The following is a 24,630-nucleotide window of genomic DNA, read 5'->3' on the forward strand; positions in this document are numbered from 1 at the left end:
AAATTGATAAATTTTTACTACAAATAGATAGATTATATTAAAACAGTAAATAACTGATGGAAAAGTTTGCAGATATTAAAAGCTTACTAAAAGAGTATTATGATTTGGAATTTCCAGTTTCAATCTTTCAATTAGCTGATTTTTTACAAAACTATCCTGAAGAAGGAATGTGGGATTTAAGTACAATTCGTGTACGTCCTTCTGGAATATTGAGCTTGATATTAAACCCAAAATTACTAACTGAAAATTTTAAGGAATCAGCACTTCTTCATTATCGTTATTATCGAGATTTACCAGAATTTTTTACCTGCTTACATGGAGATTGTGATGGTTTGCACTGGGGACTTCTACTTGATAACCCTTCTGTTGGTTTTCGAGGTGCTGCCTCATACTATAACAATGATGGTGATGAAATAACGGTCTACAGCAGCATTTTCTCAGCACTTATTGATCGGTGCGAGAAGAGCTTGAATATTGTGATGAATGTCTTGCAGATTTTTCAGAGGATGAGGATGAAGATTATCATGTGACTAAAAGTAGAATTAATAGATTTTTAGAACGCATTCAAGATTATATAGACAAGCATTCAATAGAGATTGTCGAAAATCGAGTAGAGAGCGTTTCATCAGATACTGGTTTGGGACTTTGTGTACCTGAAAAGTTCCGCAGAAATGAATCATCAAAGGTTTATCGTAAACTTAGCAATGAAAGATACAAAGCACTTCTTGATGAATGTAAAGATGATAACGTAGTACCTGCCTTAAAGGCAGGTCGATCTTTATGGTACTGGGGTGGTGAAAAATATTCTGAGAGAGCCTACAATTTACTTAAAAAAGCTTACACTGTACTCCAGCGTGAAAAATTGTTACACATTCTTGAGATTCACTATAATAAAAGGGATATTAGATGGGTTGATATGACTGGCTATCCTAAGTAGGGTTTGCTGATTAAATATCAAAGTCTTGATAGATAAAGGTAGACCTCAATCAGAGATTCTTAAAAATAGCTGCTCCAGTTCATTTGAGATAGTTATCTCTATCTTTTTTCCCTTTTTTTCAATATTTACCCCAACTTCGGTCTTCCCTCTTCCTTCTTTCGTACGGACATTGCATGCAACGTTCCTACCATTTGTAACAAATATTTATCACGCTTGGTATTAGATATATTGGGGTCAAAAAAACCACCAAACAAGAGATAAATCTCATTTGGTGGCTGTACAATAAGGAGTAACTATGGAAAGGAAACTTTTAGTTTAATCTCTTAGCATCGATAGTTAGAGGTAGTTTTTCTGGTTGGTCTTTAGGAATAGATAATTCCCAACCATTTGTTAAAGTTAAAACTTTAATATCTCCATCAATTTTTTGTGAAACAACTTCTTCTTCCAAATCTTTTTTAGCAACATAAACTTCTAAATTTCCTGCTGCATTATTTCGTAAGATTACTTTCATTAATTTTCCTCTACAACTTCTATTTCATTTTTACGACAGCCTATAATCATTCCTTTTTTAATGAAATGTACGGAATAAATATAAAATTTTTGTAAGAAGGTACCTATGCCACAAATATAACCTACTTCTCCCCCTTCTAAAAGAATATCACCTCGATTTTTTCCAGGGAAAGTACCATCATTACGAATTATTTTGCGAACTCTTACCTTTTGTTCCAATTCAAATACTGGTGGTCCATCTAATTCGATCGCCTCATCTAATTTCATGTAGTTGCCTCCCTAATACTGAGCTAAATCTTAGCGTTATTTTTGGTGGAATGAATAGTGATAATTTCTTTAGAGATTATGACATATTAATTATTTAAGAAAAAGTAGCTATTGCTTCTTTCTTTAGGATAGTAAAAATTACATTTAAGCAAAATCTAAAAGTATTTATCACTATTAAACATGGGTTTGTCAACGAGAAAGCTTTTATTTAGATAAACTTTATAATTCATCTTTTAACTAATTGGTCGATCATAGCAGAAAGTATTGCTATCGTAAGACTCATGCCAATCAAAAATTTGTTGCAGTTGTTGGAGAGAAATCATACCAAACTTCCAGAGAATCATTGGTAGAGGTCCACAAGAAGCTTCACTGTGTTTCCGTGCTACAGAAATAGCTGCGGCAGAAATAGCTAATTCTTCCTGCAAAAAATTAATAAATAGAGTTGTTTTGCGATCGCCTTCCATAGTTATTATCCTTAAAATATTAAACTACAGGTAATAGATAAGGAAGGTAACTCCATATCTATTACCAATGAGAATTGTTCATTAAATCAATGGTTGTATTTAGGAAAAACTTCCATCTGCCAGCATCTTTCTAACCAGTCCACTAACTCTTTGCGAGGGGCAACAAATTGCTTAACAATGCTGTGGACAAGAAGAGCATCAGTGAAATTATTGATTTCGACTAATAACTCACCGCTAGCGGAACACCAGCTATTAATCATTAGTTCTTGTAAGCGCTGATGAATGAACCAACGATCGATTTGAGAAACATTCACAACTGTAATCAAGTCTTGAGGGTTAGGATTATGATTGCTATACATCGTTGTCATTCCTTAGTGTTGCTGATAAAAGTTTGCAATTGTTTGTTCTAGTTGCTCAATTCTGTCAAGTAAAGCGCGAGTTACAGTAGCTTGTGTATCTGGTAACCGTCCATGTTCAAGAGGTCCAACTCGTTCGCCAGATTTAGAAACAATTCGACCAGGTATACCGACAACTGTGCATTCAGAAGGAACATTATTCAATACAATTGAACCAGCACCTATGCGAACATTATCTCCGATATTTATATTACCTAGTACCTTAGCACCAGCACCAATTACAACATTCTTGCCAATAGTGGGATGACGTTTGCCTATTTCTTTTCCTGTACCACCAAGAGTGACACCTTGATAAATTAAAGAATAGTCTCCAATGATTGCAGTTTCACCAATCACCACTCCCATGCCATGATCGATAAATACTCCTCGTCCAATTGTTGCTCCAGGGTGAATTTCAATTCCGGTTAAAAACCGCCCAAGATGGGAAATTAAACGTGGAATTAGAGAAATGTTCTGAAGTTCTAACCAATGAGCAAGGCGATGTAGTACTAAAGCGTGCAAACCAGGATAGCAACATAAGACTTCAACCCAGTTGCGTGCTGCGGGGTCTCGCTCAAAGATCATTTGAAAATCTGTTAAGACTGTCTCTAGCTCTGGAAAGGTAAAATATTTATACCAAAATCTATGACGACGAGAAGAAGAAAGGTCTCTACCTGATTCTGGTTGTCGATTTTGTTGAGCAGTGTCAGTATTAGCTTTGAGTTTGAATGGAAACCTAAAGTTACCTTGGCTTTTTTTGAAATTAGAAGTGTTAGTTGTGTTAGGTAATGTACAAGTATTGCCAGTTAGTAAGGTGGTCATTTCAGTTATCAGTTATCAGTTATCAGTTATCAGTTATCAGTACTTCCTGTAATAGGGAGCGTTGAAATTCAGTTATCAGTTATCAGTTATCAGCACTTCCTGTAACAGGGAGCGTTGAAATACTGAAGTTTATCTTTCTCTTGGTCGATTGGATATAGCGCAGGTTTCCTCACCATCCCACCCTACTGGACTGTTTCACCTAAAATGGTGCATTAGTGAGTAGGGGAGATAAAGACACCTAGAAATAAAAATCTATTGCACCATTTAAGGTGTGTCAGTCTACTACGGGAAGCTCCACACTGAAATTTTCTTGAATTTCAGCAGAAAATTTCTTCACATAAAATGGCCTAAACCGTTGCCTGTTCCCCCCATCTTTGCGTCTCCGCGTCCCCGCGTCCCCGCGTCCCCGTGTCCTACCCCCACCAACCAATTTTTTCAGCAAACCCTAAATAAGGGGTTCCGTGTTTGACAAGGACGTTTGCTTTTCAATTTTTATATCAAGTGCCTTGTAAACTACTAACCAATATTTAACGGTCAATCTTTATTAGATATATTAAGCTTGTACTCAAAAGACTGAAAATGACTGTAGATAGATGTTTGAAATATATTTTGGGGTATAGGTGCTAGTATTTTTTGTAGCGTGTACGAGTATTTACTGAACAATGTACTAGCATTTTTGTACTCAAGGTTAATGCTTGTGTATCAGCAGGTTTGAAGTTTTTAAGTGGGGTTTATGCTGAAATTGAAACTTGTACTCAAATTATAGTTTAACTCATAATTATGGGGAAAAGATTAAAAAAAATATTAAAAATTATCTACTTAATTCTGAAAAAACTGCTAAATTTATTACAAAAGCTAACAAGTTGCATTTTTATTTTTTAGCTACAGAAAATTGAAAATTTTTCTCAGGACGAAGCATTGAAAATTACTTACATTAATCCTGAAAAACTGCTAAATTTTTTACAAAAACTAAAAAGTTGTATTAAAATTGCACTTGGTCTTTGGCCAAATAAAAATGTTAAGGAAATTGGTCATATTTCTCAGGATTTTGTTAATGTAGATTACTCTAAAGTGCAGTTGTATTAAATCTGGATGATTAGTAACGAAAAGCTTGATTCCTGACAACTTTACTCCTTTTTTTCTGCATTCTCTCTGTCAGTATTGAAAATAATTGTCAAACTTTAAAGAAAAATTAAGATAAATCTAAACTACTTGCCAAAAACTGATACATTGTATACAGTAAGAAAAGATTGAGTTGAATAAGGGGTGTATGAGTACAGGAGTATAGAGGCAAAAATCAGGGTAAAAAAAGTAGTTGAATTCCTGATATATATAGATTTGATGATGAGTACATAGAACTCCATACCATTACCCCATAAATACTTGTACCCCACTTAAAAAATACAAGTACCTATACCCCAATAAAAAAATTAGATATCTCAATTTGATTTGAATTATTAGATGATACAAGTTTGAGTACAAAACTAATCATAATAATCAATATTAATCCGGGTTGTTGACAATAGCAATTTAAAGGCCACTGATATAAAAACTATAACGCCGGACACCTAAACTGCATACGGAAAATAATCGTTTCAGGAAAAGTGTATCGACGCGAGTAATCCGTCACTCACGGCGACAGCTAGCCCAACAATAGTGGAAACTTAGATGTTACAGCCAACAGAACTATATTCCCAACCAACAGTAGACAGCTTCGCAAACACCACGAAGAGCACGGAAAAGAAATCCGGAGGCTGCGTGTCAAAGGGTTGCGGAAGTACTACCAAACAGGAACTCCCCGCCAGTATTCAAGAGCGTATTGCTAACCATCCTTGTTACAGTCAAGAAGCACATCACCATTATGCGAGGATGCACGCTCCAGTTGCACCAGCTTGCAACATTCAATGTAATTTCTGTAACCGTAAATACGACTGCGCCAACGAAAGTCGTCCCGGTGTAGTTAGTGAACTACTAACTCCTGAAGAAGCAGCTCATAAAGCTCTAGTAATTGCAGGTAAAATTCCCCAAATGACTGTTATGGGAATTGCTGGCCCAGGAGACCCATTAGCGAACCCAGAGAAAACATTCCGCACTTTTGAGCTTGTAGCTGAGAAAGCACCAGATATCAAGCTTTGCTTGTCAACCAATGGTCTAGCTTTACCCGATCATATAGATCGACTCAAAGCACTCAATATTGACCACGTTACTATAACGATTAATATGGTTGACCCTGAAATCGGGGTAAAGATTTATCCTTGGGTTCATTATCGACGGAAACGCTATAGAGGAATTGAAGGGGTAAAAATTCTGCATCAAAGGCAAATGGAATCCTTAGACTTACTCAGAGAAGCTGATATTCTCTGCAAAGTTAATTCAGTAATGATTCCTGGCATCAATGATGAACATTTAGAAGAAGTAAATAAAGTTGTTCGTTCTAAGGGTGCATTCATTCACAATATTATGCCTCTGATTTCTTCACCAGAACACGGCACTTACTTTGGCTTAAATGGTCAGCGTGGCCCTACCACTGAAGAATTGAAAACATTGCAAGACAAATGTGATGTAGGTGGCATGAAAATGATGCGTCACTGTCGTCAATGTCGTGCAGATGCAGTTGGTCTGTTAGGTGAAGACCGGAGTAAGGAATTCACAAAAAAAGCAATCATGGAGATGACTCCAGAATATGACTTGGAAAAGCGTAAAGAATTCCATGCTGGCATTGAAGGTTTCCGCAACAAACTAGCAACAGCTAAGGCCCAGACTCAGGTAAAAGAAGCAGTTGCTCAAGCTGGTCCTCCTATACTTTTAGCAGTAGCAAGTAAGGGTAATGGATTAGTTAATCAACACTTCGGTCATGCTAAAGAGTTTATGATTTATGAAGTTGATGGTGTGAAAGCTAGATTTATTGCTCACCGCAAAGTTGACCACTATTGTTTAGGTGGTTATGGTGAAGAAGGCAGTTTGGAGAATATTATCAAAGCAATTTCTGATTGTAAAGCTGTGCTGGTTTCTAAAATTGGTGAGAGTCCTAAAGAAAAGGTACTCAATGCAGGAATAGACGTAGTAGAGAGCTACGATGTAATTGAAACAGTTGCTTTAGATTTTTACAAGCAGTTCATCAAACTAATACAACCTGCATAGGTAAACGGAAGTCAGAAGTTAGAAGTTAGAAGTTTCAGGCAATTATTTGATATTAGCTTAAAACTCAAGCAATGGAAGATGTTTCTTTCTTCCTTCTTCTCTTCTACAGACGGGAACAGATCAAAAGCTTAAAACTCAAGCAATGGAAGATGTTTCTTTCTTCCTTTTTCCTTCTTCTCTTCTGCAGACGGGAACAGATCAAAAGCTTAAAACTCAAGCAATGGAAGATGTTTCTTTCTTCTTTCTTCTTCCTTCTTCCTTAGTCAAAAGTCACAAGCTTTCAAAATCTCTACAACCATCACCTCAAGTATTTAGTCAGCTATGCAACAAACCATTTATCTCGATAATAATGCTACCACCAAAGTAGATGATGCAGTGCTAGCGGAGATGCTGCCTTACCTGAGTCAGTTTTATGGTAACCCCTCTAGTATGCACACTTTTGGCGGACAAGTTGGTAAAGCTGTGAGAAAAGCGCGATCGCAAGTTGCAGCTTTATTAGGTGCCCAGGATACAGAAATTGTCTTTACCAGTTGTGGTACTGAGGGTGATAATGCTGCAATTCGAGCTGCTCTCACCGCCCAACCAAATAAACGGCATATTATTACTACTCAGGTAGAACACCCAGCAGTTTTAAATCTGTGCAAGCATTTGGAAAAGCAGGGTTATACGGTTACTTATCTGTCAGTAGATAGCCAAGGAATGATAGATTTACTTGAGCTGGAAGCTGCTATTACAGGTGATACTGCCTTAGTCTCGGTTATGTACGCCAATAATGAAACAGGCGTGATTTTCCCCATAGAAAAAATAGGGCAGATAGCTAAGGAATATGGTGCGCTATTTCATGTTGATGCGGTGCAAGTAGCAGGGAAAATTCCCCTGGATATGAAGAATAGCACTATAGATATGCTGGCTATCTCTGGTCACAAATTGCACGCACCTAAGGGTATTGCCGCTTTATATGTGCGCCGTGGTACTCGGTTCCGTCCGTTATTAATTGGCGGACATCAGGAACGCGGTCGCCGTGCTGGTACGGAAAATGTGCCTGGTATTATTGCTCTGGGTAAAGCTTGTGAATTGGCACAGGAGCATTTAGCACATATCGACCGGGAACGGGAACTGCGCGATTATTTGGAGAATGGCATTCTTGCTGCTATTTCTGATTGTGCTGTTAATGGTCATCCTACTGAAAGGTTGCCTAATACTACTAATATTGGCTTCAAGTTTATTGAGGGAGAAGCAATATTGCTACATTTGAACCATTATGGTATCTGTGCTTCTTCTGGATCTGCTTGTACTTCTGGGTCTCTGGAACCGTCTCATGTTTTGCGGGCAATGGATCTGCCGTACACAATTTTACATGGCTCGATTCGTTTCTCTTTATCACGTTACACAACCCGCCAAGAGGTTGAGGAAGTGTTAGCAGTGATGCCTACTATTGTGGAGCGTCTCCGGGCTTTATCACCCTTTAAGAACGACCAAGCTAATTGGTTGCAAGAACGACAAGAGGCAACTGTACAGTCCTAAAATTTACAATGTTTTAAGGATTACTACACTTTTGTTTACGCTACTTTTTTGTAGCAAGAATAACAGAAAAACTCAGTTGATTCCGCAACAATGATTGTATAGCTTAAAGAGGGGTATATCTCACGCTAATAACTCACAAAATTGTAGCAGGATTAACAGAAAAAAGATTCCTTAACCTAGAGTATAAATAATATAACTTCTAGGGGTAATGAGTAACTTTAAATGCTGATTACTTGAAAAAATAAATTTAAGAGAAAAAAGGGTTGCTTGAATATAAAAAATGTGAAATACTAATAATATACAAGTTTAACCCACCTCCTAAAAAAATAAATTATTACTCTATAAACTGAGTAGTAATCTTCAAGAAAAAGCGCAACTTTCATCAGTAAAAATTAGGGTGTTCTAAACAATAAGGGCTATGTGGGAATATACTGAAAAAGTAATGGACTTGTTCTATAACCCCCAAAATCAAGGAACCATTACAGACCAGAAAGAAGGGGAAAGGGTTGTTAGCGGTGAGGTAGGAAGTATAGCGTGTGGAGATGCTTTAAGTCTGCACCTCAAAGTCAACGAAACCTCCGGCGAAATATTAGATGCAAAATTTCAAACCTTTGGCTGTGCTAGTGCAATCGCTTCATCTTCTGCTCTGACAGCAATGCTAAAAGGCAAAACCATAGACGAAGCCATGAAGATTAAAAACCAGGATATCGCGGGATACCTGGGAGGGCTACCAGAAGAAAAAATGCACTGTTCGGTCATGGGAGAGGAAGCATTAGAAGCAGCAATATTTAAGTACAAAGGTATTGAAGTAGAAGTTCACGAAGAAGACGACGAAGGAGCATTAATTTGTAGCTGTTTTGCGATTACCGAAAATAAGGTTAAGCGAGTAATTCGGGAAAACAACCTCACAACAGCAGAAGAAGTAACAAATTATGTAAAAGCAGGTGGTGGTTGTGGTTCCTGTCTGGCAGATATTGACGATCTAATCGCATCGGTTTACGAAACGCCAGAACCTACAGCACAACAAATTCCTACAACTACTAAACCAGCAACAAAACTCACAAACCTACAAAAAATTACATTAATTCAACAAGTATTAGAACAAGAAGTGAGACCAGTTCTCGCGGAAGATGGAGGAGATGTTGAGTTATTTGATATAGATGGCGATCGCGTGCTAGTAACACTCAAAGGTGCTTGTGGTACTTGCAGTAGTGCAATGGCAACACTCAAAGGAGCGATTGAAGCCACATTGAAAGAACGAGTAAGCGAAAGCATTGTAGTAGAATCAGTTTAAAAAAGTTGTCAGTTAACAGTTATCAAGGTGTATCTACTAAGTTTGAAAAAATTAACTGTTGACTGAAATAGACAAATAACCAATAAAACGGGTGCATTAATGACAATTATATACACGCAGGTTATGCCTGCTCAAGCTTTAGGGCGAGCGCCTCCGGGCACTCAATGTTGCTGCTAAATACACACTGTTCTTACATGAACAAAATTAATATATGAATGCGATCTGTAAAACCAAAAGCCCTAGAAAACAGCAGCTATATATCAAACACAAACTCTAAGGAAACTTTTACAGAATCAAAATCACATTCATTCAAAATCAAGTCAAACAAACTAACTAACAAAACGGAGAAATCTATCATGCGTCAGATTGCATTTTACGGAAAAGGTGGTATCGGTAAGTCTACTACTTCTCAAAATACTCTAGCTGCAATGGCTAACCGTCACGGTCAGAGAATCATGATCGTAGGTTGTGACCCTAAAGCTGATTCTACTCGTTTAATCTTAAATGCTAAAGCTCAAACTACTGTACTTCACGTTGCTGCAGAGCGCGGTGCAGTTGAAGATGTAGAATTAGACGAAGTATTGAAGCCTGGTTTCGCTGGGATCCAGTGCGTTGAGTCTGGTGGTCCTGAGCCTGGAGTTGGTTGCGCAGGTCGTGGTATTATCACTGCTATCAACTTCCTAGAAGAAGAAGGTGCTTATACCGATCTAGATTTCGTAAGTTATGACGTACTAGGTGACGTTGTTTGCGGTGGATTTGCAATGCCTATCCGTGAAAACAAAGCTCAAGAAATCTACATCGTATGTTCCGGTGAAATGATGGCAATGTATGCTGCTAACAACATTGCTCGTGGTGTTCTTAAGTATGCTCACGCTGGTGGTGTACGTTTAGGTGGTTTAATCTGTAACAGCCGTAAAGTTGACCGTGAAACTGAGTTAATCGAGAACTTAGCAGCTCGTTTGAACACTCAAATGATTCACTTCGTACCTCGCGACAACGTTGTACAACGCGCTGAAATCCGTCGTATGACTGTTGAGCAATACTCTCCAGAGGATAACCAAGCTCAAGAGTACAATACATTAGCTGAGAAGATCATCAACAACGAAAAACTAACTATTCCTACTCCTCTAGAAATGGATGAATTAGAAGAGTTGTTAATTGAGTTCGGTCTATTAGGTGACGAAGACGATCGTCAGAAGCAAATTGCAGAACAAGATGCAGCTTTAAAAGCAGGAAAAGCTTAATTAGCTGAAAATCTTCATAGCAAAATATTAGGGGTGTGATTAGTACACCCCATCTCAAGACACAAGTAGTGCTGAGTTTTGTATTAATCAATTTTGTAGGGGCAGGTTTTGCAGACGATAAAAAAGCACCTGTCCCCACTAACTAATACAAAACTAAAACACCAAAATCTTCAAATATCCGAAAGGGAGATATGTAACATGACATCAGAACAAATCGAACAGAATAAAAAGTTAATTGAAGAGGTTTTAGAAGCTTATCCTGAGAAAGCTGCTAAGAGACGGAAAAAGCACCTCAAGGTGATCGAACAACAAGGAACTGACTGTGGTGTTAAGTCTAATGTAAAATCAGTTCCTGGTGTAATGACAACTCGTGGTTGTGCATTTGCTGGAGCAAAAGGTGTGGTTTGGGGTCCTGTTAAGGACATGGTTCACATCAGTCACGGTCCAGTTGGTTGCGGTTACTACTCTTGGGCAGGTCGTCGTAACTATTACAATGGTGTAACTGGTATTGATACTTTCGGTACAATGCACTTCACCTCCGATTTCCAAGAAAGAGACATCGTTTTTGGTGGAGATAAGAAACTCACCAAAATTATGAATGAAATTGAGACATTATTCCCACTCAATTCTGGTATCACAATTGAATCTGAATGCCCAGTAGGTCTAATTGGTGATGACATCGAAGCAGTAGCTAAGAAAGCTGCTAAAGAATTGAATAAGCCAGTTGTACCAGTACGTTGTGAAGGTTTCCGTGGAGTTTCTCAGTCATTAGGTCACCACATCGCTAACGACACAGTGCGTGACTGGGTTTACGAACCTTCTGCTAAGATTACTGACGAAGAAATTGGTTTTGAAAAGACTCCTTATGACGTATCCTTAATCGCTGACTACAACATCGGTGGTGACGGTTGGAGTTCTCGCATATTGTTAGAGCAAATCGGTTTAAGAGTAGTTAGCCAAGCAACAGGTGATGGTACTTATAACGAAGTATTCATGGCTCCCAGGGTGAACTTAAACCTCATCCACTGCTACCGCTCCATGAACTACATCTGCCGTTATATGGAAGAAGAGTATGGTATACCTTGGGTTGAGTTTAACTTCTTTGGTCCGACTCAAATTGCTAAGTCTCTCCGGAAGGTTGCTTCTTACTTTGACGATACAATCAAAGAAAATACAGAGAAAGTAATTGCTGGTTATCAAAAGCAAGCTGATGAAATAATTGCTAAGTATCGTCCTCGTTTAGAAGGCAAGACAGTAATGATGATGGTTGGTGGTCTCCGTCCACGTCACATTATTCCTGCTTTTAACGATCTAGGAATGGAAGTTATCGGTACTGGTTATGAATTCGGTCACGGTGACGACTACAAGCGTACTGCTGACTATGCTAAAGAAGGTACTCTAATCTACGATGACGTTAGTGGCTACGAATTTGAAGAATTTGCTAAGAAATTAAAGCCAGACTTAATTGCTTCTGGTATTAAAGAGAAGTATGTATTCCAGAAAATGGGTATGCCATTCCGTCAAATGCACTCTTGGGATTATTCCGGTCCTTATCACGGTTATGATGGATTCGCTATCTTTGCTCGTGACATGGATCTAGCTCTCAACAGCCCAACTTGGAACCTAATCAAGGCTCCTTGGAAGCAAGCTAGCTAGTAGAAGTCAGAAGTCAGTAGGGGCGAATGGCTATTCGCCCGTACAGAAGTCAGAAGTGAGTATATAATTCTGAGGCATCTGTTAACAGAATATTAAGATGCGCTCAAGACAGTTAAAAGTATTAATTTTAACCTTTTGACTCTGACTTTTAAGATAAATTTAGTTAAGAAATGGGGTATGCGATCTCCTCGGCAACCCCAATACAGAAACAAAATTTGAGGAATGCAGGGTTGTAGTTAAATTTCTTCTTTCTTCTTCCCTCTTCCTGCCGACCAAATTGTAAATCCTAAGTTATAGAGGAACTAACACCATGAGTCAGAATATAGACAAAATCAAAGATCACTTTCAACTCTTCCAAGAACCAGAATACCAAGAAATGTTCGAGCGGAAGAGAGAATTTGAAGGCGGTGCTTCCAAAGAAGAAATAGAAAAGGTTCGTGAGTGGACAAAAACTTGGGAATATCGCGAAAAGAACTTTGCTCGTGAAGCTCTAACTATCAACCCTGCCAAAGCTTGTCAGCCTTTAGGTGCAATCTTTGCAGCAGCAGGTTTTGAAGGAACTCTACCTTTTGTACATGGTTCTCAAGGATGTGTTGCTTATTTCCGCTCTCACTTAACTCGTAACTACAAAGAGCCATTCCAAGCAGTTTCCTCTTCTATGACTGAAGATGCTGCGGTATTTGGTGGTCTCAAGAACATGACTGATGGTTTGGCAAACTCTTATGCTTTGTACAAGCCAAAAATGATTGCTCTTTGCACCACTTGTATGGCAGAGGTAATTGGAGATGACTTAGGTTCATTCATCACTACCTCCAAGCAGCAAGGTTCAGTACCTGAAGATTTCCCAGTTCCTTTTGCTCACACTCCTAGCTTTGTTGGTTCTCACATCACAGGCTATGACAATATGCTCAAGGGTATTTTGATAGCTCTGACTGAAGGTAAGAAGACAGAAACTGATAATGGTAAAATCAACTTCATCCCTGGTTTCGACCCTTACATTGGCAACATCCGGGATTTGAAGCATATTCTATCTTTAATGGATATTCCTAGCACTATTTTAGCTGACAACGCTGAGAGCTTTGATTCTCCTAACTTGGGTGAATTCAAGATGTACCATGGTGGTACAACTCTGGAAGAAGGTGCTGACTCCATCAATGCTAAGACTACTATTTCCTTCCAGAAATATTCTACTCCTAAGACTCTAGAGTACCTAGCAGAAAAAGGTGGTCAAACAACAGCTACTTATCGTCCCATAGGTATCCGCGGTACTGATGAGTTCTTAATGGCATTGTCTGAATTGACTGGAAAGGCTATTCCTGAAGAGTTAGAAATTGAGCGTGGTCGTACAGTTGATGCTATCACTGACTCTCAAGCTTGGTTACACGGCAAGCGCATTGCTATCTACGGCGATCCTGACCATGTATTAGGGTTGTTGAACTTTACTCTAGAGTTAGGTATGCAGCCAGTTCACGTTGTTGTTACTAACGGTAACGTTAATGGTTTTGAAGATGAAGCTAAGGAATTGTTAGCTAATGATCCTAATGGTAAAGATGCTACTGTTTGGATCGGTAAGGACTTATGGCACTTACGTTCATTGTTGGATACTGAGCCAGTTGACTTGTTGATTGGTAACTCTTATGGTAAGTTCCTACAACGTGATACTGGTACTCCATTACTACGCGTTGGCTATCCTATCTTTGATCGCCACCACCAGCACCGTTATTCTATCTTAGGATACAAAGGCGCATTCAATCTACTCAACTGGATTGTTAATACTATCCTGGATGAGTTAGACCGTGGTAGCATGGAGCTAGGTGTTAACGATACATCTTTTGACTTGATTCGTTAATTCATAAATCATCTAGTTTTTGTAGGGGCAAATGGCAGTTTGCCCCTAATTGCTTTGACAGATATTCAGGGATAAGTTATGGTGGAATTGCTATCTATTCCATATTCCGATTATGGTTCAAACTTCTCCTATTTCCAAAACTATTACTACTCTAGCAGACCTTGAGCAAAAGTTTAAGTTATCTCCCACAGATAATGACCTCTTCTTTCCGGAATGGCAACAAGACTTACCGAAGCTCACTGCTGAAGAAAAGGAGAAGCTAGACCAAATTCAAGGACGATTTTTACGTCATAGAAAACGAAGTTCTCTCACAGAAGGTGTGATTAATCAATTACTAATTGGACCTTTACTTGCTTTGGCAGGTTTATATGATGAACCTTTCTATCTCACCACTGAAGCAAGTGTTGAAGTAGAAGTAGAAGACAAGGATGAAATTTTACGGGGTCGAATTGATACTTTAGTTATTGCACAACAACTTTGGGTTCTCCTGATTGAGTCTAAATCTACTATTGCTTTTTCAGTAGCTTTACCTCAACTAATGACTTATATGATGGCAAATCCCAATCCCGAACGTCCTGTCTATGGCATGATTAGTAGCGGGGATGAGTTTATGTTTGTTAAAATGTTGACGGAAGGTGTTCCCCAATATGATTTGTCTAATGTTTTTTATCTGCTGCTACCCCGCAGGAATCAGTTATATGATGTTTTAAGTATTCTCAAGCAAATTGCCAAAATTATGAGTGCAAATATTGGATAATGAGTGATATAAATTTAAGAGCGATCAGCTCCAATTTTTATACAAAATAAAAACAAAAATTTGTCATTCTTTAAGATTAGTAGGTTTGGTTAAGCGCCAGCGCAACCAAACAACAAGCTCGACACTTACGAACATTATCTTTATATACTCACTATAAAAAATCATCAATCCCACATTCCGCACCACAAAATGTAGTATCGAATCAGGAGTCAGGAGTCAGGAGACAGGAGACAGAATTTTAGAAGAAAATCATAGCTTTCGCGATCAAGTACACGATCAAGCAAGTATTTATGCGTAAATTTTTTACTCGGAATTTGATCGACGAAAAAAGTAATTGAGATGATTTGCATAGTATAAATACCTACCAAGCTACGGATTTATATACTACTTTAAATGCTACAAATTGACGTGCGGAATGTGGGATCAATAATAAAAATTTGTTATTCTTAGGACTTACGCAGATACGCTATATATAGCGCTCAAAACTATTGTCCAACAGTTACTTTCCTCTATAAATAGTGCTTTTGCGTAAGTCCTGATTCTTAAGCAGCCATCTTGTAGGGTGCGTTAATGAAGTGTAACCCACCGCCATCCCAACAAATATTTCGGTGCGTTACGCTTTCCTGCGGAATGCTACGCAAACGCTAACACACCCTACCGGACTAATAATAAAAATTTGTCATTCTCGCTCTGTTGGGTTTCGTTCCTCAACCCAACCTACAAAATGATAATTTCTATACAAAACTAATAATAAAAATTTGTAATCATAATATTAAATACTCTATACCCGCCCCATAGTAGTTAATAAAGAGAATTAATAATATGGCTATGATGACCCCAGGCAAAGTTGCCGAACTATTAAATGAGCCAGGTTGCGAACACAACCATAAAAAAAATAACGGAGATAAAAAACAAAAAGGCTGTCAACAACAAGCAACACCAGGAGCAGCTCAGGGAGGTTGCGCTTTTGATGGAGCGAGTATCGCCCTTGTACCTATTACAGATGCAGCTCATTTAGTTCATGGACCTTTAGGTTGTTCTGGTAACTCCTGGGGAACTCGTGGTAGTCTTTCCTCTAACTCCCACCTCTACAAAATGGGTTTCACAACCGACATGGGTGAAAATGACATTATCATGGGCGGTGAGAAAAAATTAGTGAAGGCGATCGCTGAACTAAAAAAACGTTATCAACCTCCAGCAATATTTGTCTACGCTACCTGCGTGACTTCCTTAATTGGAGATGACCTGGAAACAGTTTGTAAAATCGCTACCAAAAAATTAGAGCTTCCAGTCATTCCAGTTAACTCTCCTGGTTTCATAGGTAGTAAAAATCTAGGTAACCGGGTTAGTGCAGAAGCATTAGTAGATCATGTAGTAGGTACCGCAGAACCAGAATTTACTACGCCCTACGATATTAATCTCATCGGCGAATACAATATCGCGGGTGAAATGTGGGCAATGTTACCCCTGTTTGAAAAACTTGGCATTCGGGTATTGTCAAAAATTACTGGAGATGCTACCTACAAAGAAATTTGTTATGCCCACCGTGCCAAACTCAACGTTATGATCTGCTCTAAAGCTATGATCAACATGGCACGGAGAATGGAAGAGGAATACGGCATTCCTTATATTGAAGAGTCATTTTATGGGGTTGCTGATATTAATAACTGTCTCAGAAATATAGCAGCAAAAATTGGCGATGCTGACTTGCAAGAGCGGACAGAAAAACTCATTGCTGAAGAAACAGCAATTCTCCAAGAAATATTGGAACCCTATCGCCAACGTCTCAAAGGTAAGAGAGTTGTACTCTACACTGGTGGGGTGAAAAGTTGGTCTATTATTTCCGCAGCTAAAGATTTAGGTATGGATGTGGTTGCTACTAGCACCAAGAAAAGTACGGAAGAAGATAAAGCTAAAATCAAAAAGTTGCTTGGTAAAGATGGCATTTTGCTAGAAAAGGGTAATGCCGAAATTCTGCTGAAAGTTATTGCTGACACCAAAGCTGATATGCTCATCGCAGGAGGCCGTAACCAATATACCGCCCTGAAAGCCAGAATTCCGTTTTTACACATTAACCAAGAACGCCATCATCCCTACGCCGGATATCATGGGATGATCGAAATGGCAAAAGAATTAGATGAAGCTCTCCATAGTCCTGTTTGGGAACAAGTCAGACAACCTGCACCTTGGTTAGAGGAATGTCAGTTAGATGATGTTTTAGCAGTTGAAACTTTACCAAGTCTGACTAATATTCCACCCGCAACAGTCAACATTCATAAAAACCCATTATCCACAAACCCTCTGAAACTAAGTCAACCTCTGGGTGCTTCCTTAGCGTACTTAGGAATTAACGGCATGATGCCACTGTTCCACGGAACTCAAGGTTGTACTGCTTTTGCTAAGGTATTATTGGTAAATCACTTCCAGGAAGCTGTTCCCCTGTCTACCACTGCAATGAGTGAAGTGACAACTATTTTGGGAGGGGAAGATAACGTTGATAAAGCGCTACTGACTCAAATTGAGAAGTCTAACCCGGAAGTTATTGGTTTGTTGACCACTGGTTTAACTGAGACCAGAGGCGATGACGTGGAGCGCATTCTGAAGAAATTTAGGGAAGAGCATCCAGAGTTAGATGGGTTCCCCATATTAAATGTTTCTACTCCAGATTATAAGGGTTCTGCTCAGGACGGTTTTGCTGCTACGGTAGAATCTATAGTAGCTTATGATTATGGCGAACCTATTCCTAGGGAAACTAAAAAACCTTTCATTACAATTTTAGCAGCTTCTAGTCTTGCTCCTGGAGACGTGCAGGAAGTTAAAGATATTGTGGAAGGTTTTGGTTTAATTCCCATAGTTGTACCGGATATATCTCAATCTTTGGACGGACATTTAATTGATGATATTTATAGTGCGACGAGTTCGGGTGGTACAACAATAGAGGAATTGCGTAATTTATGCCAGTCCGCGTTCACCTTTGTTATTGGGGAAAGTCTGCGGAATGCAGCGATAATTCTGCAAGAAAAATTTGGCACTCAATATCAAGTGTTTCCTAGGTTAACAGGTTTAGGTGCTGTAGACAGTTTCATGTTAAAGTTGTCTCAGCTAGTTGTGTCTCGTACTGACCCCCACTTAGATAAAGATTGTGAAGTGCCTCAAAAATACCAACGCCAACGCCGTCAGTTACAGGATGCGATGTTGGATACTCACTTCTATTTTGGGCATAAGCAAGTGTCTATTGCCCTGGAACCAGATTTACTTTGGGCAACCAGTTGGTTTTTGCGGGAAATGGGGGCATATATTCAAGCTGCTGTCACAACGACGCGATCGCCATTACTAGAAAAGTTGCCCGCAGAAAATGTGATAGTTGGGGACTTGGGAGACTTCGAGGAAGTAGCAACAGGTTCAGATTTACTAATTACCAATTCTCATGGTAAGCTAATATCTGAGAAGTTAGGTATTGCTCTCTATCGGATGGGAATGCCAATTCACGATCGCCTCGGTAACGGGCAACGTTGTTATGTCGGTTATCGTGGTACAATGAATTTATTATTTGAAATTGGTAATATTTTCCTAGAGCAAGAGGAATCGAAAATTCACACTAATGATTATTCATTATTGTCGCTACGTTAGAAACAAGAAACTAAGTTTGGGCTTGTAGTAGGACTTTGGCAGGAAATATCAAGATTTAAGGCTAAAGCCCAACTACAAACATCTATACCGCTTCAAAACAAGCTTGTTATCAAGAACTAATGGCAGTTTGCTATTAGTTTTTGGTACATACAACAAGGAGGAAAAATAACAATGAAAGTTGCATTTGCAACAACTGATTTTATTCATATAGACGGTCATTTTGGCTCTGCCAAACAAATGGCATTATATGAAGTTGATGACAAAGGATATGAAGTTCTAGCACCCATGTTTTTTGGAGGTAATCTTAGTCAAGAGGCTCCCAAACAAGAGAAACTAGATAAACTTCATGCCAAAGTTGCAGCTTTACTCGACTGCACGATCGTTTATGTCCTAGAAATTGGCGGTCCCGCAGCAGGTCGCTTAATCAATAAAAAAGTGACTCCCATGAAGTCAACTTCAGAAGAACAAACAATTATTGAAGTTCTTGATAGATTGGTAGAAACATTAAAAGGCAATCCTCCCCCTTGGTTAAGGAAAGCTTTACGAAAAGACTCTGTAGCTGACTTAGAAGCTTTACTCGATATCTAATCTCTAACTTAGAAGCTTTACTTGAAGAAGTGTAAAATTATGACTGTTCAAACAGAAACAACAACAACAACTGACATTTATTCCGCTCCTTTTATTAAGGAATTAATTAGAGCAGTTCAAGCTCAAGATTCTTATGGAGTATATAAGTCTTGGTCTTCTGAATTAATTATCAAGCCTTATATTGTTAGTAAGCAAGAAAAACGCCAAATTTCCACTGAAAATGAAGTCGATCCAATGACTTTAGCTCGGATTAAGTTATTCTACAATGCAATAGCAACTTGCATTGAATTAGAAACTAATCAAATTATGCAAGTAGTTATTAGTATCAACCATGAAGGATTTGGTTGGGCACTTGTATTTTGTGGTCGTCTTTTAGTAGTTTCTAGAACTTTACGGGATGCTCAACGTTTTGGGTTTACTTCTCTGGAAAAATTAGAAGATGAAGGAGAAAAAATGGCTAAAGCTGGCATTGAGTTAGTCAAAAAATATAAGGAAGTTTGTAAACTCTAAACAGTAAACTTTTCCTGAGTTTGAGAGGTAAGTTAGATGAATATTCCATGAATATCTAACTGCCTCTATCTAAAAACCTATGGAAATTTTTTTTGCTGGCAAGAATCTAAAAAAAATCAAAATTTTCAACAATTATTGCGATTATTGTCTAGAATAATAAAGAACAAATAGCTACTACTCAATTCAATAAATAAGGGGTTCATCATAATGAAAACATTAACAGATTTCCAAAAGCTCGTAGATGCAGAAGACTTCCTCAGCTTTTTTGACATTCCTTACGATCAAACAGCAGTCAACGTAAATCGCCTCCATATATTAAAAATGTTTTCTGTAGCAATTGCAGAAGTTGATGAAAAAGCAGAACTGGCAGAAGCTGAAAAATTGACAGAATATAAAAAAGCATTAGAGTCAGCTTATCAAACTTTCTTGACATCTAGCGCTCAAGAACAAAAGGTATTTCCATTATTCCAACAAGAACATAAAGATGTAGTTAAATTAACAGAAATTACTGCTGAGTAAGGAGTAAAAGTGTTCGATCTGACACCCAAAGAATTAGAACGTTATAGTCGCCAAATGATGCTTCCAGGTTTTGGTGAGGAAGCACAACAACGACTCAAATCAGCTACAGCAGTGGTCAATGGAGTTGGTGGGTTGGGTGGCACAGTAGCACTGTATTTAGCAGTAGCAGGTGTCGGGAAGCTGATTTTAGTCCGAGGTGGGGAACTACGACTTGATGACATGAATCGTCAAATCTTGATGACAGATGATTGGGTGGGTAAGCTGCGAGTAGACAAAGCTAAAGAAACTCTATCTGCCATTAACCCAGATGTTGAAATCGAAGCTGTACCTGAATATGTCACTGCTGAAAATGCAGACACATTAGTACAGTCGGCAGATATTGCTCTCGACTGCGCCCACAACTTTGACGAACGGAATTTACTTAATGCTGCCTGTGTACGTTGGCGCAAACCAATGGTGGAAGCTGCTATGAATAGCATGGAAGCTTATTTAACTACCATAGTTCCTGGTAAAACTCCTTGTTTGTCTTGTCTATTCCCAGAAAAACCAGAATGGGACCGACGTGGGTTTGGAGTCTTGGGTGTAGTTTCTGGAACCCTAGCTTGTCTAGCAGCTTCAGAAGCAATCAAACAGATTACAGGATTTAGTAAACCCCTGTGGTCACAACTGCTGACAATGGATTTGGATGCCATGGAATTCTCTAAACTTCGCCCTTACCACGACCCAGACTGTCCAGTTTGTGGCTCCCTCAGCAGAGAATTAAAAGCGGAGGAGGAAGTGGTAAAAATTTAACCACAGAAGTTATCACAGCGAACAGTTTCTAGTTAAATCTTTGGTTTAGCCTATAAATAGGAAATTTATAGGAAAGGTTATATTTATACGATATGCTTTCGCGCTGAAACTGAAACTGAAATTTCAAAAATCAGGGTGCAATATTTCTACTAATTTAGTCTCACACAGTGCTGTAAAGAGCGATCGCCCCGTTCCTATAATTTCCTAAGTGCCAATTGCTTAAACCAGACAACAGGCGGATGTCGTCGCCTATCTGGGTAATTATGTCATCGGTAAGTCTAAATTATTTTTCTTCAAAATTATGACTATAAGTTTAACAGAAAAAGCCGCTTCTCAACTTACCAAGTTCCTGAAAGACTCAAATCAAGGCATCCGCATCTCTGTTGTGGATGGTGGTTGTAGTGGCTATGAGTATTCCTTAAATATTGCTAAAGCTCCCAAAGAAGATGACTTGCTACTGGAAAAGGATAACTTACAAATATTTATCGATCCTAAAAGTGCTCCTTTATTAGAAGGAGTTATAGTTGACTACATCGAAGGTTTAACAGAAAGCGGCTTAAAGTTTATTAACCCTAACGCCACAGAAACTTGTAGTTGCGGAAAGTCCTTTCAAGCAGGTGGTTGCACTCCAACAGGAGTACCTTGCAGTTAATATAGCTTTCAGCACTCAGCATTCAGCATTCAGCATAAAGACTGTGGCTAATAGCTGATGACTTGTTAACACAGTTTACGAGATTAATAACAACTAAAAAAAGAAGTATCTCATTAAACAATGGCTACTTACAAAGTACAACTAATCAAAGGTAAGAAAAAGCAACCCCCCGAAATTGATATCACCATCGAAGTTGATGAGGATACATATATTCTTGATGCAGTAGAAGACGCTCATCCAGACCTAGAATTCCCTTTTTCTTGTCGTGCAGGTTCTTGTTCTAGTTGTGCTGCAAGAGTAGTTGAAGGAGAACTCGATCAAGAAGACCAAAACTTCTTAGACGACGAGCAGGTAGAAAAAGGGTGGTCACTCTTGTGTGTAGCTAAACCAATGTCTGATTGCGTTATCAAAACTCACCAAGAAGCTTATTTAGTCTAACACAACTTGTAAATAATTATTAGGGACGTTCCATGGGACGTCCCTATTAAATTTTTGGCTTATAAAATCTTTGGTTGCATTTTCTTAGTAATGTTAATCAGTTGCCACTATAATATCCTATGCCTTACCGTTAAGTCTTGAAATCCTCGTCTGAAGATGATTTCGCCAACTTCCAACTCTGGGCAATGTCAAACAAACGTCTTAATCCTTTCCATAAACATTTTATTCCTGGTTCTCCGTCTTTGTTTTCTGTCCAAAAATCCTCCCAGCTTTGCAATCCAAATAATTACCGTTTTTATCGGTGGAGCTACATTGGGCGGAACACTTTTTTTATGTATATAGCAATATAACGATTGCTACTCATCTTGACTGAATACTAATTCACTACTCATATCGGGATTATTTCTGCCCTCGTATAACAACCATAGTAATCTCCATCCTACGATAGCATAAGTGGCTAATGCTTTTTTTATGGCTCCAGTAGTGATAAGGCACCCTAAAGTAACCTTATATATATTAGTGTTCTTGTTGCGAAAACACAACATAAGGTCTTGACACTTATTGAAAATTATTCTAGATTAAGATCAGGCAACTAATGAAATTATTAGCAATAAAGACACGGAAGAAACATGAGTAAGATCGGTTTATTTTATGGGACAACCACAGGCAAAACTGGAGAGGCAGCCGAAGCGATTCACGCAGAATTCGGTGGTGATGACGTTGTTGAACTCAAGGAGATTTCTGACTGCGAGCCAGCAGATCTTGCTGAATATGATTGCCTGATTATCGGCAGTTCAACCTGGAACACTGGAGAATTACAAGACGACTGGGCTGCCATATATGATGATCTAGACGGTATTGATTTCACTGGCAAAAAAGTTGCTTATTTTGGTACAGGAGATCAAATTGGCTATTGTGATAACTTTCAGGATGCTATGGGCATGCTCGAAGAGAAAATCAGTGGCAAAGGAGGAACAACCGTTGGTAACTGGCCAAAAGATGATAGTTACGAAGGATTAATGAGGTCTAAAGCTTTTCTGAAAACTCCTGAAGGAAAGCCACAAAAGCCAAGAGTCTTTGTCGGGTTAGCCCTCGATGAAGATAACCAATCAGATTTAACGGAAGAGCGCATTAAAACTTGGGTAGCTCAGATAAAACCTGAGTTTGGCCTGTGATTATGTTATCTTAAGGAATTATCCTGATCAGTGGATTATCATCCTTAATCAATAATTTTGCCCACCGTCCCCATATTAATGATATGGATAATGATGGTGGGCAAGTCTTTAGAATTGTTTAACTAACCTTCTCCTTCTATATCTAGAGAACTATGCCTTACCATTATCTTCTGAATCGCTTATGATAATTGAATCATAACCGCAAAACTAAATTAAGAGGAATAATTGTCAATGCAGTCTTGGGCAGAAGAAGAATTGGAAGACACAGGATTACCAGATCAAAGATTAAATCGACGACTGATCAAGATTGTTGAACAGGCATTAGCCCAACCTTGTGTGACTATTCCTCAAGCAAGTGAAAATTGGACGGACACTAAAGCCACTTATGATTTTTGGAAATCGGAACGATTTGAATACGGTGATATAATCGAAGGTCATCGTCAAAAAACCTTACAACGGTCAGAAAAAGAAGAACTGGTTGGTAGTGCATCAGTAAAGTGTGGGAATGGTAATATGAACATTGTCCCTTAATAGTTGAAACGATGATGGAATGTCCTCTCTGTGGTGATCACAAAGTCCACAAGCACGGAAAAAACAGTTAATGTTGCCAACGGTACTATTGTCCCGAATGTCTACAAACTTTTCCTGCGGAATGCTGGGCAAACACGCTCTACTTTCCATACCCTACAGTATCGTCGGCAAATTGAACCAGAAAAAATGCGTATAGTTCTGCAAGCTGATGTTGAGGGTAGTAGTTTAAGAGGAATTAGCCGTACAGTAAATCTATCCTATAATACAGTAGTGAGCTTGGTGAGAGCTGCCTCTCAAAAAGGACAAATGATTCATAATCCTCATGTACGGGCATATCGAAACCTCACAAATCAGTGGAGATGAATTTTGGTATGAATGTCCAAAAAAACAGGCATCACTGCTAGTTGAATGAACTCAGAGCAGGTGATTGTTGGATCGGGATGACTCAAGGATCCTCAAGTGGATTGATTCTCACAGGGAGAGTTGGTAAGCATACTGACGAATTTATTGAAGAACTGATAGTTAATACAGAAGGTAAAACTAACTGTAGACAATGGCATACCGATGATTGGGGAGGATATGAACGAGCCGGTGCCTCCTGAAATTAAGCATATGATCGGAAAAGACCAGACACAGCAATTATAGCGCTGTGCGCAGGCAACAGCTCATCTGGCAACAGCTCATCTGGCAACAGGGGGAGTAAATTGCCGATAATATAAGACTTTTAGCTATTTAGCCCCTCCTGCGATTTGTAAAGATACCAGCGCTCATTGCTATAGAGCGAACGAATGGAATTGTCAGACAACAGAATGGCCGATGGCATCGCACCCCAGAATAAATTTGCTAAGGTTTGGGAGCAGACATTAATAATAGTGAGATTAGCGTTCGCGGAGCGTGGCGGAGCGCCGTATCGCCTATTTCAATTGGATTTGGAT

At 38.9% G+C, this 24,630-nt stretch carries 25 protein-coding genes; 20 read left to right on the forward strand and 5 right to left on the reverse strand.

The annotated features are described in order from the left end of the window. Window positions 1–56: 56 nt before the first annotated feature. Window positions 57–530 carry an ADP-ribosylation family protein gene (locus tag F6K27_RS05140; protein WP_287273471.1) on the forward strand — a complete coding sequence of 158 codons (474 nt, stop codon included), beginning with the start codon at window positions 57–59 and terminating at the stop codon, window positions 528–530. Further along, complete coding sequence (locus F6K27_RS05145) at window positions 455–937, forward strand: hypothetical protein (RefSeq protein ID WP_287273469.1); 483 nt, start codon at window positions 455–457, stop codon at window positions 935–937. The genes F6K27_RS05140 and F6K27_RS05145 overlap by 76 nt, the downstream gene beginning before the upstream one ends. A 310-nt stretch (window positions 938–1,247) precedes the next feature. Here the strand turns inward: F6K27_RS05145 and nifT are convergent, their stop codons facing one another. The 5 genes from nifT to cysE all read right to left on the reverse strand — a co-directional run bounded on the left by nifT (window position 1,248) and on the right by cysE (window position 3,158). Further along, window positions 1,248–1,448 (reverse strand): putative nitrogen fixation protein NifT, encoded by a 201-nt coding sequence (gene nifT / locus F6K27_RS05150; RefSeq protein WP_124143216.1) that lies wholly within the window; start codon window positions 1,446–1,448, stop codon window positions 1,248–1,250. Beyond that, window positions 1,448–1,714: a nitrogen fixation protein NifZ gene (locus F6K27_RS05155; protein WP_124143217.1), complete on the reverse strand. Its 267-nt coding sequence runs from the start codon at window positions 1,712–1,714 to the stop codon at window positions 1,448–1,450. The genes nifT and F6K27_RS05155 overlap by 1 nt, the downstream gene beginning before the upstream one ends. Window positions 1,715–1,947: 233 nt before the next feature. Continuing rightward, complete coding sequence (locus F6K27_RS05160) at window positions 1,948–2,178, reverse strand: DUF2949 domain-containing protein (protein WP_124143218.1); 231 nt, start codon at window positions 2,176–2,178, stop codon at window positions 1,948–1,950. Between the two features lie 86 nt (window positions 2,179–2,264). Beyond that, window positions 2,265–2,537: an Asr1405/Asl0597 family protein gene (locus tag F6K27_RS05165; protein WP_124143219.1), complete on the reverse strand. Its 273-nt coding sequence runs from the start codon at window positions 2,535–2,537 to the stop codon at window positions 2,265–2,267. 12 nt (window positions 2,538–2,549) lie between these two features. Then, window positions 2,550–3,158 carry a serine O-acetyltransferase gene (gene cysE / locus F6K27_RS05170; RefSeq protein WP_287273652.1) on the reverse strand — a complete coding sequence of 203 codons (609 nt, stop codon included), beginning with the start codon at window positions 3,156–3,158 and terminating at the stop codon, window positions 2,550–2,552. A gap of 1,995 nt (window positions 3,159–5,153) precedes the next feature. On the opposite strand from cysE, the gene nifB reads away from it, so the two are divergent. The 18 genes from nifB (at window position 5,154) to F6K27_RS05260 (ending at window position 24,297) form a co-directional block, all read left to right on the forward strand. Next, window positions 5,154–6,536 (forward strand): nitrogenase cofactor biosynthesis protein NifB, encoded by a 1,383-nt coding sequence (gene nifB, locus F6K27_RS05175; RefSeq protein WP_353735934.1) that lies wholly within the window; start codon window positions 5,154–5,156, stop codon window positions 6,534–6,536. Between the two features lie 321 nt (window positions 6,537–6,857). Beyond that, window positions 6,858–8,060, forward strand: a complete 1,203-nt coding sequence (gene nifS / locus F6K27_RS05180; protein ID WP_287273463.1) for a cysteine desulfurase NifS — start codon at window positions 6,858–6,860, stop codon at window positions 8,058–8,060. A 418-nt stretch (window positions 8,061–8,478) separates the two neighbouring features. Continuing rightward, window positions 8,479–9,354 carry a Fe-S cluster assembly protein NifU gene (gene nifU, locus F6K27_RS05185; protein WP_287273461.1) on the forward strand — a complete coding sequence of 292 codons (876 nt, stop codon included), beginning with the start codon at window positions 8,479–8,481 and terminating at the stop codon, window positions 9,352–9,354. Between the two features lie 356 nt (window positions 9,355–9,710). Further along, entirely contained in the window at window positions 9,711–10,598 is an 888-nt protein-coding gene (gene nifH, locus F6K27_RS05190; RefSeq protein ID WP_287273651.1) for a nitrogenase iron protein, read from the forward strand. A 198-nt stretch (window positions 10,599–10,796) separates the two neighbouring features. Continuing rightward, window positions 10,797–12,254: a nitrogenase molybdenum-iron protein alpha chain gene (gene nifD / locus F6K27_RS05195; protein WP_287273459.1), complete on the forward strand. Its 1,458-nt coding sequence runs from the start codon at window positions 10,797–10,799 to the stop codon at window positions 12,252–12,254. A gap of 310 nt (window positions 12,255–12,564) precedes the next feature. Then, window positions 12,565–14,103: a nitrogenase molybdenum-iron protein subunit beta gene (gene nifK, locus F6K27_RS05200; RefSeq protein WP_287273457.1), complete on the forward strand. Its 1,539-nt coding sequence runs from the start codon at window positions 12,565–12,567 to the stop codon at window positions 14,101–14,103. A gap of 112 nt (window positions 14,104–14,215) precedes the next feature. Further along, complete coding sequence (locus F6K27_RS05205) at window positions 14,216–14,860, forward strand: type I restriction endonuclease subunit R (RefSeq protein ID WP_287273455.1); 645 nt, start codon at window positions 14,216–14,218, stop codon at window positions 14,858–14,860. 822 nt (window positions 14,861–15,682) lie between these two features. After that, window positions 15,683–18,490, forward strand: coding sequence for a bifunctional nitrogenase iron-molybdenum cofactor biosynthesis protein NifEN (locus tag F6K27_RS05210; RefSeq protein ID WP_287273454.1), 2,808 nt, complete (start codon window positions 15,683–15,685; stop codon window positions 18,488–18,490). Window positions 18,491–18,661: 171 nt separating this feature from the next. Then, window positions 18,662–19,078: a nitrogen fixation protein NifX gene (gene nifX / locus F6K27_RS05215; RefSeq protein WP_287273452.1), complete on the forward strand. Its 417-nt coding sequence runs from the start codon at window positions 18,662–18,664 to the stop codon at window positions 19,076–19,078. Window positions 19,079–19,117: 39 nt separating this feature from the next. Then, window positions 19,118–19,588, forward strand: coding sequence for a NifX-associated nitrogen fixation protein (locus F6K27_RS05220; RefSeq protein ID WP_287273450.1), 471 nt, complete (start codon window positions 19,118–19,120; stop codon window positions 19,586–19,588). Window positions 19,589–19,795: 207 nt separating this feature from the next. Beyond that, a complete protein-coding gene (nifW, locus tag F6K27_RS05225; protein WP_287273448.1) occupies window positions 19,796–20,107 on the forward strand; it encodes a nitrogenase-stabilizing/protective protein NifW in 312 nt (103 codons plus the stop codon). Between the two features lie 9 nt (window positions 20,108–20,116). Continuing rightward, window positions 20,117–20,899 carry a HesA/MoeB/ThiF family protein gene (locus F6K27_RS05230; RefSeq protein ID WP_287273446.1) on the forward strand — a complete coding sequence of 261 codons (783 nt, stop codon included), beginning with the start codon at window positions 20,117–20,119 and terminating at the stop codon, window positions 20,897–20,899. 301 nt (window positions 20,900–21,200) lie between these two features. Then, window positions 21,201–21,551, forward strand: a complete 351-nt coding sequence (locus F6K27_RS05235; RefSeq protein WP_287273444.1) for an iron-sulfur cluster assembly accessory protein — start codon at window positions 21,201–21,203, stop codon at window positions 21,549–21,551. 120 nt (window positions 21,552–21,671) lie between these two features. Then, the gene (locus tag F6K27_RS05240) at window positions 21,672–21,989 is read left to right on the forward strand and encodes a 2Fe-2S iron-sulfur cluster-binding protein (RefSeq protein WP_287273442.1); all 318 of its coding nucleotides are present in this window, start codon (window positions 21,672–21,674) and stop codon (window positions 21,987–21,989) included. Between the two features lie 629 nt (window positions 21,990–22,618). Next, entirely contained in the window at window positions 22,619–23,164 is a 546-nt protein-coding gene (gene fldA / locus F6K27_RS05245) for a flavodoxin FldA (RefSeq protein WP_287273440.1), read from the forward strand. Between the two features lie 231 nt (window positions 23,165–23,395). Beyond that, window positions 23,396–23,695 (forward strand): transposase, encoded by a 300-nt coding sequence (locus F6K27_RS05250; RefSeq protein WP_287273439.1) that lies wholly within the window; start codon window positions 23,396–23,398, stop codon window positions 23,693–23,695. Window positions 23,696–23,725: 30 nt separating this feature from the next. Next, window positions 23,726–24,058: a hypothetical protein gene (locus F6K27_RS05255; protein ID WP_287284063.1), complete on the forward strand. Its 333-nt coding sequence runs from the start codon at window positions 23,726–23,728 to the stop codon at window positions 24,056–24,058. 77 nt (window positions 24,059–24,135) lie between these two features. Beyond that, complete coding sequence (locus F6K27_RS05260; RefSeq protein WP_287273435.1) at window positions 24,136–24,297, forward strand: hypothetical protein; 162 nt, start codon at window positions 24,136–24,138, stop codon at window positions 24,295–24,297. Window positions 24,298–24,630 lie beyond the last annotated feature (333 nt).

Source organism: Okeania sp. SIO2F5, from assembly GCF_010692685.1.
GTDB lineage: Bacteria > Cyanobacteriota > Cyanobacteriia > Cyanobacteriales > Microcoleaceae > Okeania > Okeania hirsuta.